Below are 19,091 nucleotides of genomic sequence, written 5' to 3'. Positions count from 1 at the left end.
CGCAAACCTGCCCCTCTTCATTGCATAAATCGATATCAAGCTTCTGCATACGATCCCCAGCTGTACTGCCCTCGCTATATGTGATCCGCGCCCACATAGATGCCTCGCAGCCTTTGAAGATTTGGACATCCTGTATGGCAAAAGGCAGCATTGCCTTTCTGTCTTCTAAACTCGTAGCTCCTCCCAGCCTCAAACCGATAGATGCTTGAAATGCCGAATCTATCATGCTCGGATGCAGAATATATTGGTCTTCTGTATCAGAGATTACAGGAGGCATCGTCAATTTCACTAGAACTCCGTTTTCGCCTGCATATAGGCTGTCGATCGCTCTGTGGCTGTCACCATAATGAATACCCATTTCTGTATAAGCCTCGTAGCAATCAAAAGGTGACAGCGTCCGGCCATTATAGCTTGCCTTCAATTCTTCAATGTTGATAACCGGATTTTCACCAGCCTCACAAAGCACTGCACTCCCTTGCCCATATACAATCGGCGACTCCTCTGCGCTTTCAGGGTCCCGGCAGATTTCAAATGTAATCTCACTATTTTCCTCAGGATATAGACGTACATCTATATCTTTCTGCTGTTCCGTGACGGCGAACGGCCGGACCCAGACGATATTCCGGAGCCGGAATCCTGTCGGGAACTGATCCGCAGCTGCCCTTTCCACAGCTGCCCGAACCATCTCCAATAAAGCTGCGCCAGGTAAAACGTGTTCGCCCTTTATGACATGATCCTTCAAGAAAAATTCACGTCCTGTAAACGCTGAACGGAAGCGGACACCCGATATGTCGGACACATTTTGATGCAGAAGAGGATGCAGGATGTGTCGCTCCTCCTTTAAACGATCAGTCTTTTTCTCCGCTTTCGGCACCCAATAACGCACCCTCTCAAATGGGTAAGTCGGCAGGCTGATCCGCTTTGGTTTGTTTCCCTCGTAAAGCAGCTTCCAGTCAACACCAGATCCGTTCGCCCACTGCTCCGCAATTTGATCGAGTTTTCTTTGCTCCAGCAATTTATGTACCGATTCGCCGGGACGCGATGGTTCGCTTCCTCTTGACACGCGGCCCTTCCAGCAATGCTGAATGGTTTTTCGTCCTTCTATAAAAGCCTTCAATTGGTCGCTCAATTCTTGAATTCCGGATGCTAAGAAAGAAACCCGTTCTTCCATCGGTTCACGGCCTACCTGCAATGTATACGCCAAATCTCTAATCTGAATCCCATCATGAAGAAAATCCAAGAGACGTTTTGCATATACACGAAGACGTTCTTGATTACGGGCAGAAAGCGGAATAACTGCGGATATGTCAGAATCTGAGGACAAAGAAACGTCCTGCTCCGCTGTTTGAGGAATATATTCCTCAAGGATAATATGTGCGTTTGAACCAGTTGCTCCGAAGGAACTGATACCCGCCCGCCGCGGATAAGGGACCTCTTCCCCATTCTCCTTGATAACAGGCTGCTTCCACGTTTCTGTTTCATGCTGTACATAAAATGGAGACTTTTCAAAATCAACGTACGGATTCAGTTCTTCCGAATGCAAAGAAGGCACAAGTTTTTGATGGTGAAGCTGAAGGGCAACCTTGCTTAAACCGCTGATCCCCGCGGCGGATTCGGCGTGCCCAATGTTTGACTTTACAGAACCGATTGAACAGAACTGCCGATCCTGCGTATATTGGCGGAACGCTTTCACTAATCCCTGTATTTCGATCGGATCTCCTAAGGACGTGCCGGTTCCATGGGCTTCCACATAACTGATCGTCCGCGGGTCGATTCCCGTTTTCTCCAAGCATGTCTCAATCAGATCAGCTTGAGAAACAGGGCTCGGCACTGAAATGCCGCTTACAGTGCCCACATGATTCACAGCACTTCCTTTAATAACTGCATAAATGCGATCTCCGTCTTTCTCCGCCTGGCGCAAAGGCTTTAATAAAACCGCGCCTATACCCTCGGCAGGCACATAACCGTCCCCATCCTTTCCAAACGTACGGCAGTGCCCGTCAGTGGAAAACATATCCCAGACCCCGTATGTCATATATTTATTCGGGTGCAAAGACAGGTTCACTCCGCCTGCTAACGCAACATCGCACTCACCGTGACGTATGCTTTCCAACGCCAAGTGCACTGCGGTCAAAGAGGATGAACATACCGTATCGACAGCCATACTCGGACCGTGGAAATTACAAAAGTAAGAAACACGGTTGGCGATTTGCGCATAGTTGAGCGAGAGAGGAAACACGTTTTCTGCTGATGCTTCTTCAGCTCCGACTAATGTATAATCCTTGTGCATGACACCGGCAAAAACTCCTACATGCTGCCTTTTATTTCGTCCTTTAGGCTTCGCCAACGTCTTTGGCGTATAGCCCGCATCCTCAATCGTTTCCCAGCATGTTTCTAAAAACAGCCGCTCTTGAGGGTCCATTGTCTCCACTTCTCTTGGCGTGATTCTGAAAAATTGAGGATCGAAGCAGTCGGGGTCATCAATAAATCCTCCCCATTTGGAAATGTCCTTACCCGAAGGAGATGTGATTCCTTCAAGTCGCTGCCAATCCCAGCGCGACTCAGGAATCTCGCTAACACAGTCCTTTCCCTCTTTCAGATTGTTCCAAAATTCATGAATATTGGCTGCCTTCGGATACCTGCCCGCCAAGCCGATAATCGCAATATCGCCTGCTGCCTCAATAGGTGCAGGACGAGAAGCTTCAACAGTCTTACGATCGTTTATTGTGTCGGAAACGCGTGCTCTTTCATTCTGGCCAAGGCCAAGGGAACCAGCGGCACTAAAATGCTCAGCATATTCCTCGGCAAGAAACGCTGACAGCTCCGCTATGGTGGTATGCTCAAACAGAAGAGTCGGCGAAAGACTCTCACCGATCTTATCACTGATCGTTTCTACCACCTCAAGCAAGCCCGATGAATTCAGTCCCATTTGGTAATAACCGACCTGTTTTTCAACTTGTTCTACCGGCTTATTGATTTTCTCTGCGATTAATTGACTTACGAACTGTTCAGCCCCGCTATAGGAATTAACGGGAGAAGATACCATGTCAGCAGGTTTCTCACGCTCAGCAGTGTCCGCTCTTGTCATCTGTGTCTCCTGTGCATCTTGATGTTTTCCGCTAATCAGCTCCGCTTCTCGCACCAATTTGCTTGTAAAGTTTTTCAACTCAGCCACTTTTTCTCCCGACGCATTAAAAAATTCAAGTGTTACATAAATCAGCTCTTTTTCCCGCCGGACGGAGGAGCGCTTAATTCTCGTCATGCAATCCGACTGCAAAAGTGCAGAAGCGGAAAAGGATTCATAGAACAGAGGCAAATACAGCCTCTGTTCTCCTTTAAGCAAAGATGTGAGCAAATGATTGGCACCCACCCCGCTCCCGTCTATGAGAGTCGGGTGAAACATAAAGCCTTCTGCGTGAAGCATGGCTTCCGAACCGAGAGAAAGCTCAAGAAGGACGCCATTTTCCTCTTCATAGATGCAGCCTTTTGCTTTCATATATTCGCTATGCACCAATTCCTGACGTCTGCATTGTTCATATACATCATCAAGCTGAACAACGTTCTGTGCAGATGCTTTGATTTGACTGAGATCCAGTGTTTCTTCAAATATGGCTGGGGAGTCTGCGTACATATCAGCCTTCATATAGAGCTTTTCTTCTGAAACTTCTTTCCCATCACGTTTTTCAATTCCCTTGGCTGTGATTTGCCACTTTCCTTCTTTTTTCTCCGCGCATTGGATATTCAGAACAATTACTGCATCCTGGTCCGCCGTCAATGGCTGATAGATGGATAAATTCCGCAGCTGAAGCTCTGAGCAGGAGAAGCCGTGTTCTCTGAATATCTGGTAGATTATATCGATATAAGCCAATCCCGGCAGGACATTTTGTCCGTAAACCACATGGTGATAAATAAACGGATTTTTTAACGATAATGTGAGTTGTTTCGTTATCTTTTTCACGTTAGACCTCCACCTCATAAGTATCCCATATGTTTGCCGCAGTCATTTTCGAAGTCTCCGCTTCCAGCTTTGTCTCGCCTGGCGAAAGCATTCGTTTCTTTAATTGAGGAGGCGATTTTGGACTGCGCTTGATGGCGTGTTTTTCATCTTTTTCCCACGCCTCTACGATGACATGGACATTCGTCCCCCCATCGGCAAAGCAGTTAATAGCCGCAGTAGGCTGCGAATCTGTCCATTTTTCCAGGGCTCGGCTGAACGTGATGTTCGCTTTCTGTTGATCGAAATGCGCCATCTTTTTTTCACCTGATAAAAATGGGACAAAGCGGCGCTCTTTCAGCATCAGCACAACCTTAATGAAGCTGGCGATCCCTTCAGCACATAGCGGATGCCCGATGTTCGGCTTGATTGAGCCAAGAGAAAGAGGCGTTGAGTGCCCAGAACGGTACACTGATTGGATCGCTTTTAGCTCAAGGAGATCGGTTACGATTGAACCTGATCCGTTTGCCTCAAGATAGCTGATGTCCTCTGGTTTTTTTCCGCTTTTGAAAAGCGCATCTTTCATGACTTCCTTTTGCGCCTCAAGGTTAGGTGTTGCAGGTCCCGCCGTTCTTCCGTCGTTATTGACCGAGGCCGCTTTGACGACAGCATATATGGTATCTCCGTCTTCCAGTGCCTGTTTTACCGTTTTTAACATGACCATTCCGACGCCTTCACCTAACACAACTCCGTCAGCACGCTCATCAAACACATGGAAGAATGAATGCTTGCTTAAAATGCCGCGCCGGTCAAACAGCCTGTGAGAGGCATCTGAGCTCAGCAAGCTGACACCGCCGACTATGGCGGATTGAATATCTCCGCCACGCAGCGCCTGAATGGCCATATTCATGCCGACCAAAGCTGACGAGCATGCAGTGTCAACTACAACACTCGGGCCGCGGACATCAAAAAATTGTGAAAGATTAGCCGCTAAATAATTTTGGCCGACTGTCACGATCGGATTCTTGGCATGATCAAGGCTGTCTTCATCAGGTTTGTGCTGGCTTCTGCCTCCGATATAAACACCGACGGGCTTGCCCTTTATTTCCTCAGGTGTATAACCGGCGTGATACAAGAGCTTCAGACACTCTTCCAACACGAGCAGTGCTTGCGGATCCATCGCCCTTACGTCTTCTTCGTGAAGCAAAAAGAAATCAGGATCAAAATAGCTGACGCCATCTATCACGCCGGCATAATATGGCGTCTTACAGCCCCAACGCTTTGCCGGAATCGGGCCGATTGACGAACGCCCCTCGGATAGTAACGACCAATATGACTCCAATGTCTCTGCCCCAGGGAATCGGCAAGAGAGTCCGACAACGGCAATACCTTCTGCATGAGAGTCCGGTGACAAAATCGCTGGCGCCTGAATCTGAGGTGTAAGAGCTCGATCCTTCGCAGAAACAGATGCCTCCGCCTCTATTTTGTTCTCCAAAGGTGCTGATGCATCCGATATCCTGCCTCCGAATAAAGCGGACAGCCTTTCGGAATAAGAACCGATCAGCCAATCTGCGAACCTTTGAATTGTTGGGTATTCATATAGAATCGATGGATCGAGCGCTGCCTCTAATTTGCGGTTTATACGCTGGAGCACTTGTGCCAAAATGATCGAATCCACGCCATAATCCTGAAACACCCCGTCAACCTCGAAGTCTTCACGATCTATTCTCAGCTCTTCGGTAAACAGATCAACAAGCCAGGACTGTGTTTCAGATAATAACCCATCACATTTGGAAACTTCATCGGCCTCTTCAGTGTCTCTGGCTGGCGGGCTCTGTAAAGCAGCTTCCTGCAAACCGCCCTCATGCGGTTTCCTCCTTTTCATCAGCAGTTCCGGCTCCCAGTTTGTTTGATTCGCCATCGCAGGGAGAACAACCGGTCCGAACATTTTCGATACAATTTGATCTAGAAAACGTAAGCCTTCTGAATTCGTAATGCTCAACAAGCCGCTTTCCCGATACGCTTGATTTGTCACTTCACCCATACCGGTTTCTTTCCAGTTCGGCCACTGAACACTGATGATCGGCGCATGTTTCTGATGTGCTTCTGCAAAATAATCCATATAGCTATTGGCCATCGCATAGTCAGCTTGTCCCGCCGAAAGCTCCGGAATAATGGCTGAAACAGAAGAAAATAAGACAAAAAACTGTAAAGGCTCGTTACACACATGGCGATATAAGGTTGTAAGACCTGACACCTTAGGTTCCAGCACCCGCTGAATATCATCTGAAGTTTTTCGGATAAATGCCAGCGTATCCATATCCGTCAGACCTGCACAATGAATGACACCGCCAATCGGTCCTAATGTTCGCTTGATATGTTGCAGCGTTTGCTCAACCTGAGCATCATCAGATAACGTCAGCGACAGCATCTCCACCTGTACACCCTTCGCTTCCAGCTCCCGCACTGCCTGGATTTTCTCTGCCAATGATGTGTTTGATGTCTTAAAACGCGCCCACTCCTCTCGCGGAGGAAGCTGTTCTCGTCCGGTCAGCACCAGTTTTTTCACTCCATAGCACTCTGCAAAATGACGGGCGCATAATAGTCCGATGCCTCGTGTGCCGCCTGTAATGAGAAGCACATGATCTTTCGGGAAGACCGTGCTTTGTTCCGTGGCCTTACCTGTTTCCGGATGAGCTTTTAGAAAAGCTTGGTACCGTAAACCATCTCTGTAGCAAACCTCGGCATCATGAGAATCGGAATAAAACTCATCAGCGATCAACTTCGCGAGACGGCGATGATCAGTAACCTCCTCAGCATCCATATGCCTTGATATAAGATGGCTGTACTCGCATTGGAGCATTCGATACAACCCAGCCCGTGACGCACCAGCCATCAGGACAGATGTGTTTTGAAACGATTCGAGCCCCTTCGTCACACAAAGCAGCCTGAGCCCCTCTTTATGCCCGAATTCAACCAGTCTTTGCACCCATTCAATCCAATCCAGCCGGCCCTCATCATCCTTACCGCATCCGATGACATCCACTAGGCCGTCAAACTCTTTCCAATCAATGTCTGACTGATCATTTTCTATCCGGCTCACATCTAATAAGAGATGATTCGGAAAATACGAAGACACTTCTGCTGCTAAATCTGCTGTCTCTTGATTGCTCAGGATGGCAACAGTTCTTGTCCCCGGCACTGCTGAGCCAATTGGACTCAAACTCCATTGTTTCGTCAAAAAGCATGCAGCCCGATCTTCAATCGCATTAACCAGTTCTTTTTTGTCTCTTTCTGAATGTTCCTTTGCCGGCACCCAATAGTGATTCTTCGCAAACGGATATGAAGGGAGGCTGATCAGGCGCGGTTTGGTCTCTCCGTATAATGTGTTCCACTGGATTGAGACCCCTTTGACCCATAAATCAGCAAGTTTGGCGTATTTTCTTTTTCTGATCCAAGCATCAAGTGCCAACGCCATATCTTCATCCGCTGTAAAAATAGTCTGGGTCTCTTTATTTCGATGAGACTGTCCCCGGAAAAATTCGTCTGTTTCTTCCTTACCGTCAACAAACGCCTGCAGGTTCTTTTCAAGTTCCTGCATCGTCCCCGCAACACATGCCAGACGCTCATCCATTTCTTCGCGTCCGACCTGCAGGGTGTAAGCGATGCGGTGCAACTCCTGATCTGTATATTTTTTATTGCGAATCGCCTCAAGCAATTGCGAAGCACGATCCATCAGCCTGCTTTTATTTTTAGCCGACAGCACAATTACGTTTGGCTGTTCTGTAGCCGTGTGTTCTGAATTGGCTTTTGGCATATATTCTTCAATCACAATATGCGCGTTTACTCCGCCAATCCCAAACGAACTGATTCCGGCACGGCGCGGAAGCTCGTTTCCGTCGCGATCTGTGACAGACTTCCATTCCTGTTTTTCCTGAACGATGTAAAACGGACTGTCAGTCAGCTGAAGATAAGGATTAAGCGTCTCGCAATGCAGGCTTTTCACTAACGTTTTATGCTTCATTTGCAAAAGCACTTTGATCAAACCGGAAATACCTGCTGCTAGCTCTAAATGACCGATATTGCTTTTAACTGAGCCGATGCCGCAACGGTGATCCGGAACATCCGGCTGGCTCTCGCCTCTCATATTGGATAGTTCCTTAAACGCAGCTTTCAGCCCATTTATTTCAATCGGATCGCCCAATTCCGTCCCTGTTCCATGTGCTTCGATATATGTGACAGTGCTTGGATCTATGCCTGCTTGGCGATATGCACGCACCAACAAATCAGCTTGTGCTTTCGGATTAGGCGATGTCAGGGTATTGGCTCTTCCGCCGTGATTTTCCGCTGTCCCCCGAATAACGCCGTAAATATGATTTCCGTCGCGCTCGGCATCTTCCAGCTTTTTCAACATGACCATTCCGACCCCTTCGCCTCTGACATAGCCATTCGCATCGGCGGAGAAGGTTTTACACCTGCCGTCTGTGCTGAGCATCCCCGCCTTGCTGTAGCTAATATGCGCCTCCTCGGTTAAGATCGTATTCACGCCTCCAGCGATCGCCATCTCACAATCACCGTTTTGCATCGCAGTCACAGCACGGTGAATGGCTACAAGAGAACTGGAACAAGCCGTCTCTACTGGCTCGCTCGGACCATGAATATTTAAAAAATAACTCATTCTATTCGGGCCTACCGAAGGAATCATATGACCTGTAGCAGCATGGCCTTCAATTGGAAGATTCGCTCTATGGAATAGATCTTTATAACCGGTGTTTCCCGTACCGATAAAGATACCAGTCCCTGTCCCCGAAAGGCTTTGCGGCGAGCAACCCGCATCTTCCAATGCCTTCCACACGTATGTCATTAACAAGCGCTGCTGAGGGTCTACATAATCAGCTTCTCGCGGCGAAATACCAAAAAACAACGGATCAAACTCTGCGACACCATCTATAAACCCGCCCCATTTGATGTCGGTTTTATTGACGTCAGTGTCTGGGTTTCCATAATGCTCCCGCCAATCCCATCGATCTTTTGGAACTTCTGTGATGCTGTCTTTTCCTTCTTCTAGGTTTTTCCAAAATTCGTCTATATCCATAGCGCCAGGGAATCGGCCGCTGATGCCGACAATTGCAACCGGCTCAAAATCGGCAGCCTGCTTTTTGTTTCTTTCTGCTTTTGCAATAATAGGCTGTGTAAAGCGGCGCTTTCTACGTGATGTGATTTTCGGCGCTTCAGGGGATTTTGTCTGTAACTCTTCCTGCCCCTCTGGTTTTTCTCGCTCCTGAACCAGGGTGTCACCATGTTCAACGGTCAAATACTCAGCCAGGCTGTGGATGCTTCCATATTCAAAGAAAATGGTCGGCGTTAGCTCCAACTGAAATTCTTCGTTTATCTTGTTTGTAAAGACCGTAAATGTAACGGAATCAAATCCGTATTCACTCAGCTCTGTATTGACATCAATATCTTCACTATTTACTTTTAAAATTGCACTGACCATGTTGCTTAATGATGCCTCCAGGCTGCTTAAACTGTGCACTAAGTTTGTTCTTTCATCTATGCCTTTAGCAGTAGCATCTTGATTCCATTCGCCCTGATACGCAGCAACTACATATTCAGCCAGGCTTTGGACGCTACCATATTCAAAGAAAATGGTCGGTGTTAGCTCCAACTGAAATTTTTCGTTGATCTTGTTTGTAAAGACAGTGAATGTAACTGAGTCGAATCCGTACTCACTCAGCTCTGTGTTGACATCGATATCGTCTGTGTTTACTTTCAAAATTGCGCCAACCATCTGGATTAAGGCTGCTTCCAATTTTCTAGTTTGTCCTTGATCCTGATCCGCCTTTCTCTGATCGTTCCGCTTGGCTTTCGATCCTGCGGAAAGCAGTTTTTGCTTCATTTTCTGAAGCTGTCCTTCCATCACAAAAACTTGCGGCTTATCAGATGCTATCCCTTGATAAAATGCTTTCAAGCCACTATCTGTCGGCATCGGGACCATTCCCGTCGTTTTCAGCATTCTCTTTTCATCTTCAGCGCCGACTTGCATACCGCCTTCTTCCCATAACGGCCAATTGAAGGAAATGGTGGAGCCGAATCTCTTTTTTGATGCCGCAAGAGAACGGCGGTATTCAGCAAATGCATCCATAAACGAATTGGCTGCCGCATAATCGGCTTGTCCAGCGTTTCCTAAACATCCCGAAACAGATGAGAAGAAAATGAAAAAGTACAATGGGAAATCCTTGCTGCATTCGTCTACATGTAACAACCCGCTTACTTTAGGCTGCAACACTTCTTGAAACTCTTCATTCGTTTTATGAATGATGAAGTGATCTTTAATGCTGCCTGCACCGTGAATAATTCCATTGAGAGTGCCATATCTTTCTTTGATTTCCTCAAAAAGATGACGAACCGCATGCTGATCACTTACATCAGCCTCCCGATAGACAACCTCCGCTCCGATGCTTCGAAGAGCTTCCAGTTCGTTTTCCTTATCCTCACTTAAAACAGATCGTCCCGTCAGCACAATAGTAGACCGGCCAGTTCGATTGGCAATTTCCTTTGCAAACAGAAGGCCTAAGCTTCCTGCTCCGCCTGTGATTAGATAAACACCTTCGTCTCTCCACGGCATGTGAAGCGTATCAGCTGAAGGAAGCACCATTTCCCTCCAGCCTTTCACAAAACGGTATCCAGCCTCATATCGAATCTGTTTGTCAAATGGTCTCCGGCTGTCGTCTTTCAGCTTGAGGTGAAGGTCTATCATCTCTTCAGGTTTCTCAATTTCGATGACCTGAGCAGTCAGTTTGCTGAACTCTATTTCTGCTGTTTTAAACAGACCGGAAACGCCGGCAAACAATTGCTTCTCTTTTTCCAGCGGAACAATCGCTTGAATGATGATACGGCCTGCAGAAAGCTCACGGACCTTGCTTTGCAGGAGTTCAAAAATGTTCTGCATGTAACATTGATAACGTTCAGCAATATGTCCTTCAGCTTCGTTTAGAGTAATCACACGGACATCTTTCATGTGGGAGGCAATGCTGTCTGTGACACTTCGTTCAGTTTCGAAGAGAACAATGATATGCTCCGTGTACGAAGGATCTTCGTCCTCTCGTTCTTCATTCTGTTTTTCCCACACCGGTTCAAGCATTAAGCGTTCGTGCCGTGTTGAAGGCTTTGAAGGATGAACCTCCCCTTCTAATACTCTCGTTGAGAATCCTTTGATCCTGACACATACGCTTCCACCCTCGTCAATGACATCGATATCCGCTTTCTGAACAACCCCTCCGGAGTGATCGCTGTCACTTAAGCGGGCATAAGCCCACATAGAAGAAGAACACCCTTTGATCACCTCAAGCTCCTCAAGCGCAAATGGCAAAATCAGCTTTTGATCCGTCAATTCCTGCATGATGCATATTGTTGCTGTCTGCAAGGCGGAGTCCATGATACTTGGGTGCAGCACAAACTGTTCATTCGTTCCAGAAACGATTTCTGGAAGCTGCAGCTGCGCCAAAACCTCTCTGTTTCCTATATTCACATTCTTAATTCCTTGAAAGGCCGGGCCATGGAACATTCCTCTGCTTCTGCCTTCTTCGTAAAATTGATCAGGCGACATCTTTCCTTTGCCGCAGCGGCGTGATATTTCAATGAGATCTGCGACTGGCGTTTCGGCAGCAGATGCCAGCTCCGCACTGCCTTGACTATGAATAACAGGGTCGTCCCCGTCTTCCTGTATACTGTAAATGTCAAAGGTGATTTTTCCATCTTCTTCAGGAAAGAGACTGATATCCACTTGAGCTGAATGTCTGTCAACCACAACAGGCTGAACCCAGACTGTATGATTCAATCTGATTCTGACATCTTGGCCAATTTCACTTCCTGCCGCCTGGTTTATAGCCGCGTACACCATTTCAAGGTACGCAACACCAGGAAGCACAGGCTTTCCTCTTACCACATGGTCTCTCAGGAAGAATTCGTCACCAGTGAAAACCGAACTGAATTTCTGTTCAGAAAAATCAGATGTATTCTGATGAAGCAATGGATGAATAGAGCCGATCCCTGTCTGATTTCCGGATATCTGCGCCACCGGTTTGCGGTCATCCTGCGACGGCCAGTATCGTTCCTTTGCAAATGGATAAGTCGGCAGACTCATTCTGTTTGGGCGCTCACCCTTGTAAAGCTGCATCCAATCTATATGCGCTCCCTTGCTCCACATTTCTGCAAGCTTGTTTACTTTTCCTTTGGCCATCCACTTACGTATGAGTTCAGCGCTGTCCTCATCCTCCGTCAGCCATGAAACCTCCCTGGCATTGTGCTTACTCCCTTGAAAACAGCCTTCAATCGCTGTTTTTCCATTGATAAAATCTGTGAGCCTCTGTTTTAACTCATTTACATGATCGGCAATAAAGACAACGCGATGCTCCATCGCTTCGCGCCCCACCTGAAGGGTATACGCAAAATCAGGCAGCTGGCTGTTCTCAAGCCCTCTTCTTTCCAAATAGGCCAGAATGTCTTCTGCATACTCTTGCAGCCTCTCTTTATTTTTCGCCGAGATCGGGACGATGCAGGTTCCGTCTATCTTTCTCTTATCTGAATCCCTTTTGAATTGTTCAAAAATGGCATGGGTATTTGTCCCGCCAAGCCCGAACGAGCTAAGTGCAGCCCTGTGCGTTTTGATCTCACGGCTTAACGTTTTCTTTTGATCGACAACGTAAAAAGGAGAGCTGGCTAAGTCTGTATTTGGATTCGGCTCCCTATAATTAATACTCGGTGCAAGCTCTTGATGATAAAGACTCATCACGACCTTAATGCAGCCCGCAAGACCGGCGGCTGTATCTAAATGTCCGATATTGGTTTTCACCGACCCAATGCCGCAAAATTGCGTTTTATTTGTATATTGCCTGTAAACGTTTGTTAAAGCCGCCAGCTCGATCGGGTCCCCCAGCTTCGTTCCGGTCCCGTGTGCTTCTACATAGCAGATGGATTCAGGCTGTACCTTCGTTTGATTCATGACCTGTTGGACCACGTCAGCCTGGCCTTTAACGCTTGGAGCATAAAAGCCGACTTTGTCAGCGCCGTCGTTATTTACACCAATGCCTCTCAGCAAGGCATAGATATGATCCCCGTCCTTTACTGCATCAGCTGCTTTTTTCAGCAATACAACAGCAACGCCCTCACCGCCTATCATTCCGTCAGCTGAAGCGTCAAAAGCTTTAATATGTCCATCACTCGAAAAGTTCAGCCCCGGCTGATGCACATATCCGATATTTGACTCGGTATGCAGCGTTGCACCGCCAACTAAAGCATAATCAGATTCACCCGACAGGAGGCTCTTATAGGCAGAATGCAATCCAATCAGAGATGATGAGCAGTTGGCATGAACGAAATAGCTTGGCCCTCTCAGCCCGAGCTTATGAGAAATCATTGTCGGAATCGTCCCGCTCTGTGCAAGCACCCACGAAACATAGCCGTCCGGCGTCTCCAAGCTCTCTGTTGTATCTGACGGCAGCAGCGCGCGATAAGAATTATTGCTTGCCGACATAAAAACACTGGTTTGCGGAATCTGCCTCGCAGCATAACCGGCATCTTCTATTGCTTTCCATGAATGAGTCAGCAGCATCCGAAGCTGAGGGTCCATAAATTCAGCGTCTTTAGGAGAGATTTGAAAGAAGCTTGGATCAAATCTGTCTTTCCCCTCAATTGAAGCTTTAGCAGGGACATAGTCGGCATTCTCCGCTATCTCCTTTGAAATGCCAAAGCGCTGAAGCTCTTCTTTATTGAAAAACGCTATGCTTTCCTTGCCGTCTCTGAGGTTCTCCCAAAATTCATCATGATTTTTTGCCCCTGGAAATTCACACGATATGCCAATAATCGCTACACTATCGTCATAATAGTCTGGGAGATCACTCATCTCGGTAGACTGATCTTCTATATGAGCTGCCGGGTCTGTCGGCATATGGTCACTTGCATCGCCCATTCGCTGTTCAGTGATGTACTGGCTGATATTTTTAATCGTTGAATACTCAAACAGGTCTGTGACAGAAAACTCACAGGATAGTTCATGTTTGATACGATCAGCCACAGTGACCGCGAGAAGCGAATCCCCGCCCACATCGAAAAATCCGTCATCCCATTCAATGTCACTCGTTTTCAGCACTTCCTGCCAAATGGTAAAAACAGTATCCTGAATGTTCTTAGGAGAGGTCTGCCTTTGCTTTAGCTGCTCCCCTGATAAATCGATATTCTTAAGGCTGTTTCTATCTATCTTTCCGTTCGGAGTTAACGGCATATGATCAAGCTGAATAAAATAAGAAGGCACCATATAGGCAGGCAAAGCGTTTTTCACAAAATGACGCAGCTCTCTCGCTGTGAGAGAAGCATTTGCATGTTTAGCTGTATAATAGGCAGCTAGGTTATCCATATCTGCGACCACAACGCATTCCAGAATGCCGGGATGCTCACTAAGCCTGCTTTCAATATCACCAAGTTCAATACGGAATCCGCGGATTTTTACTTGATTATCGATGCGGCCTATATATTCAATTCGCCCTCCCGTAAGCCAGCGGGCCATGTCTCCCGTTCTATAAAGCTTAGACCCAGGCTCAAAAGGGTTGTCAATGAATCTCGAATCCGTTAATTCTTCCTTTTTGTAGTAGCCCTTCGCCACACCGTCTCCTGCAATGCACAGCTCACCTGGGACACCTGCCGGCACTGGCGCGAGCTGAGAATCCGTAATATAGATTTGTGTATTGGCGATTGGCCTTCCTATCGTGGCATGAGAGCATTCATCGTTAATGCGCTGAACCGCTGACCAGATAGTTGTTTCGGTTGGCCCGAACATATTCCAGGCTTCACTGCCCGTATCTAAGAAATATCGTTTTAATGTCTCAGGCAATGCTTCGCCACCGCATAAAATTTTCACGTTCTCTTCATTTTCCCAGCCTGAATAAAAGAGCATCTTCCACGTAGCGGGGGTTGCCTGCATCACTGTCGGTTTGATTGTGCGGATGTCCCGTTTCAGTTTTTCAACGTCTTTTGTATGCTCCGTTTGACAAATATAGCAGTGTGCGCCCTTTATTAAAGGCAAAAATAATTCCAGAACTGCGATATCAAAACAATAGGTTGTGACAGCAAGCATTTTATCCTCTGCCGTAAGACCTGGTGTTTCCCCCATCGAAACGAGAAAGTTTGTCAAAGCTTTATGCGGTATCATGACACCTTTTGGCTTTCCTGTGCTGCCGGATGTATAAATGACATATGCCAAGTTCTCTGGCGTGACAGTGCGTGTAAGCACTTTTCGATCAGAGGCTGTTTGAGCAATTTCATCCCAATCTTGATCTAAAAGAGCTGTTGTGACACCGTTCCAACTCAACGTATTTACTAATTCCGATGTCGTCAGTGTAATGAAAACTTCACTGTCCTCAAGCATGTATTCTAATCGTTCAGCCGGATAGGACGGGTCTAGCGGCACATACGCTCCCCCAGCCTTGAGGATCGCTAATAAACCCACTAGCATGTCCAGCGATCGATCCACATAGATCCCCGCCAGACGGTCAGGACCCACTCCATGCGCCTGCAAATAAATGGCCAGCTGTGTGCTTCTTTCATCAAGCTCCCGATACGTCAATGTTTGACCTTCATAGCTGACAGCCGCTCTATCATGCGTCTTTTTCGCCTGCTGCTCAAACAACTCATGAAAAGTTATATATGGATACGTTTTTCCTGTGGCGTTCCATGTTTTGAGAATCATCTGCTTCTCTGCCTCAGGTAATAAAGAATACTCTCTTAAAGGCTGAGAAGGATTCAACATCGCCTGCTCTGTTACATAAACAAAATGGTCGAACATGGCGGATATAGAAGCCGCATCAAACAGCCCAGTATTGTACTTGATGTTCAGCTCCATTTTTTCTTCTGTTTCCCACAGTTCAAATACTAATTCGTATTCGCCCTCTTGGTGAATATACTCAACGAAATCGACAGAAAAGAAGTCAGCATAGCGGCTCAGCAAGCTTTGATAGCTTCCGGATTGAAGAAAATTCTGATAGAAAAAAGCGGTTTGAAATACCGGTGAACCTGCTTGACTGCGAGGAATATTCAGATCCCTCACCATTTTTGGAAAAGGATATGCTGCATGATCAAGCCCATCCAATATCGTTAATTGCAATTTTGATATAAAGCTAGAAAAAGTGTCTGCCGGGTTCAGCTCACTCCGAATCGGGAGCATATTGAGAAAATGTCCAATGGCATCATCAAATCTTTCTTCCGGCCTCACCATGGCCGGCATGCCGACGATCTGTTCCTTTTGGCCGGTGTAACGGCCAAGCAGCATCATATAGCAGCTTAAGAATACCGTCGTGACATTTACAGAATGCTCTTTCGCAAACGTTCTGACCTGATTCATGAAGCCGCTGGACAGCCGCCTGGTGTATGTATCCTCTCTAAACTCAGAATCGACTGAACTTGCGCTGACATTAGGCAGCTGAAGATTCGGCAAAGTTCCCGATAGCTGTTTCTGCCAATATGTACGGTGCTTCACACCGTCTTTGCCGGCAAGCATGTTTTTCTCCCATGCCGCAAAATCATGATAAATGGCAGGAGAAACAGCTTTTTCCGGCTGCTGTCCTTTTAAAAGAAGCTGATAGGTATCAAACAGACTGCGTATAAATGTGACAGACGAAACTCCGTCAAAAATCAAATGGTGAATGACAACTAATAAAAAATGCTCTTGTTCAGATCTGGAAAAGCTCATGACACGCACTAACGGGCTGTTTTCCTTTACATACGGTTCCTTTACTTTCTTTCTAAGAAAAGCAGGAATATCAGACTCTTTCATACTTGAGATGTTTTCTGTCTTGATTTCAATTGAAAGTGCTGGCTCATTTTTAAGAAATGGCACTCCGTCTTTCTCTTGGATGACGTGCTTTAAGATTGGGTGCTGATTCAATACAAGGCCGAAAGCCTGCTGTAATGTTTCAAGGTGAAGCCCTGACGAAAATTTAAAACAGAGAGGTACGTGATATGCACTTTTTTCGGGTGACATTTTTTGCAATGTCCATAATCCTTTTTGAACCTCAGAGAGAGGCTGAAAAGTTGCCTGACTCCTTTCCGGTTCGGTTTTATATGTGTCCGTGCCCTTTTTGTCAGCAGACGAGCTGCTGAGGTCTTCATGTTCTGATAGATAGCTGGCTAAGCGTTCAATTGTAGGATATTGATGTATCTCTCTGGCTGTTAGTTTGATATGGTAGTTTTTCTCGATCGATCGAATGAGCTTCATCATCTTAATAGAATTCACACCAAGACTTTGGATATTTGCATTTGGCTCCACCCAATCGCGGGAAACATGCAGCTCCTCAGTCAAACAGGTGAGCAGATGCTCCTGTATTTCTTCCCTTACTCTTTTCACATGGTCTGCTTGCTGCATCTCCTCATCCTGGACCGCATCGTTCATCCGATTGGGTTTATGTAGCAAGTGGTCGAACTCTCCATTTTCAAATGAAGTTTTTAGCTGGGTGCGCTGGATCTTTCCAATAGCCGTTTTTGGAATCTCTTCTTTTTGTACAGGCAGCAAATATTCCGGGGTGACTCCGATCACCTGTGAGACATGGGATTGTATGTTTCTAAGAAGCTGAGACATCTGCTCATCATTTAATTTTGCGGAAGTAACAAAGAAGATAGCCAGCTGATCTGTTGAATTCTGGCCCAGACGGACAGCGCAAGCAGCAGTATAAGAAGTTTCAATTTCAGATAATTCTTCAACTGCAGACTCAATTGCATGACTGTAATAATTAATGCCGTTAATGATAATTGCATCTTTCGTACGACCTGTTATGGTTAAGCGCCCGTTTCGCAAAAAGCCAAGATCTCCGGTTTCAAACCAGCCGTCCTCTGTAAACACACTCTCATTCAAATCAGGCCGCTGGTAATAACCGCTAGTAACAGAAAGACCCGAGACTTGAAAACGGCCGATCTCGCCCTCTTCAACCAATTCATTATGGTCATTCACAATTCTCATAGAGAAGCCGGGGATTGGAGAGCCTATTTCAACAAAATGATCATCATCACTTGTTCCAGCCCGGGTAAATTCATGAGAAAAAATAACGCCCGATGAAGTTTCGGACATTCCCCATGCAGGTCGGATGGCGTCAGCAGGCAGTCCATGTGGTTCTAAAAGCTCAAGTATTCTGCGCCCTACCTTGGCTACCATTGCTTCACCGCCATTGAGCATGTATCGCATTGAAGACAGATCCCATTTCCTATCTTTTATTTCTTCTGCAAAATCAGTAACCAGGCCAAACGCAAAATTCGGCGCCCACGTAACAGAAGCTCGGTAATGATCAATCCAATCCAGCCATTTCAACGGCTCCATTAAGATTGTTTCGCTTGAGACGTTAATTTCCTGACAGCCAAGATAAACATCCCGCAAATGCAGCATTCCGATCCCTCCGACATGGTCAAACGGCATCCAGTTAAACGTAATATCCTCTCTGGTGAAGCCTTGCATTTGAATAATCCCTTTCACCATGCTCATAATGTTACGATGATTAAGCATAACTGCTTTGGGCGTTCCCGTACTGCCTGAAGTCAGCAATAAAAGCGCTAAGTCTTCAGGACTGGATTGATGCCAATCTGTGTCCGCTTCAGCGCTGAGCAGATCCTCTACAGCAATTGCCCTGAACCCTTCAAGCTCTTGTTCTTTTGCCCAATCGAGCATTTCCTGGTGCATCCCTCGGTCCGTAATCACCGCTGGCTTGTCAAGAAGCGTCCATGCGTCTTTCAGCTTTTGAGTGCCGCTGCTCGATTCAGCATACGTTGGCGGAACGGCTAATGGAGCCGGAACAACCCCTGTTAACACACACCCCCAGAACGCAGGGAGAAGCTGTGAATTGTCACCAAGCTGCAAAATCACGCTTTGTTTTGCTTTCAGGCCTGATTGGCGAAGCCCCTTCGCAATGCGCAATCCATCATCCCATAATCGTCTGTATGATTGGTAAACTTCAGTTCCATCCGGCTGCAAATAAATGATTCCCTTTGTATCCCCAAGCTCCGCCGCCGTTCTGTATAAAACTTCAGGTATTGTTGCCGGCTGCTTTTCAGATATATGTAAAGGCTCACCATGACTGACAGAAGGATTAGCTAATATGCGGATATTATCATTATTTCTCAT

Annotated in this window: 2 protein-coding genes (1 of these 2 cut by a window edge); both read right to left on the bottom strand. The window is 46.7% G+C overall.

The window, feature by feature from the left end; all coding sequences use genetic code 11:
- Positions 1-3,976: the beginning of a polyketide synthase PksL gene (gene pksL, locus NSQ83_RS09410; protein WP_198878790.1), read on the bottom strand. 9,647 nt of this gene lie to the left of the window's left edge; the window shows 3,976 of its 13,623 coding nt (coding positions 1-3,976); its start codon is at positions 3,974-3,976; its stop codon lies off the left edge, out of view.
- A complete protein-coding gene (locus tag NSQ83_RS09405) occupies positions 3,960-19,091 on the bottom strand; it encodes a non-ribosomal peptide synthetase (RefSeq protein WP_204551499.1) in 15,132 nt (5,043 codons plus the stop codon). The genes pksL and NSQ83_RS09405 overlap by 17 nt, the downstream gene beginning before the upstream one ends.

This window comes from Bacillus sp. PS217 (assembly GCF_037963535.1).
Classification (GTDB): domain Bacteria; phylum Bacillota; class Bacilli; order Bacillales; family Bacillaceae; genus Bacillus; species Bacillus subtilis.
This window is presented reverse-complemented; position numbering and strand designations above follow the sequence as displayed.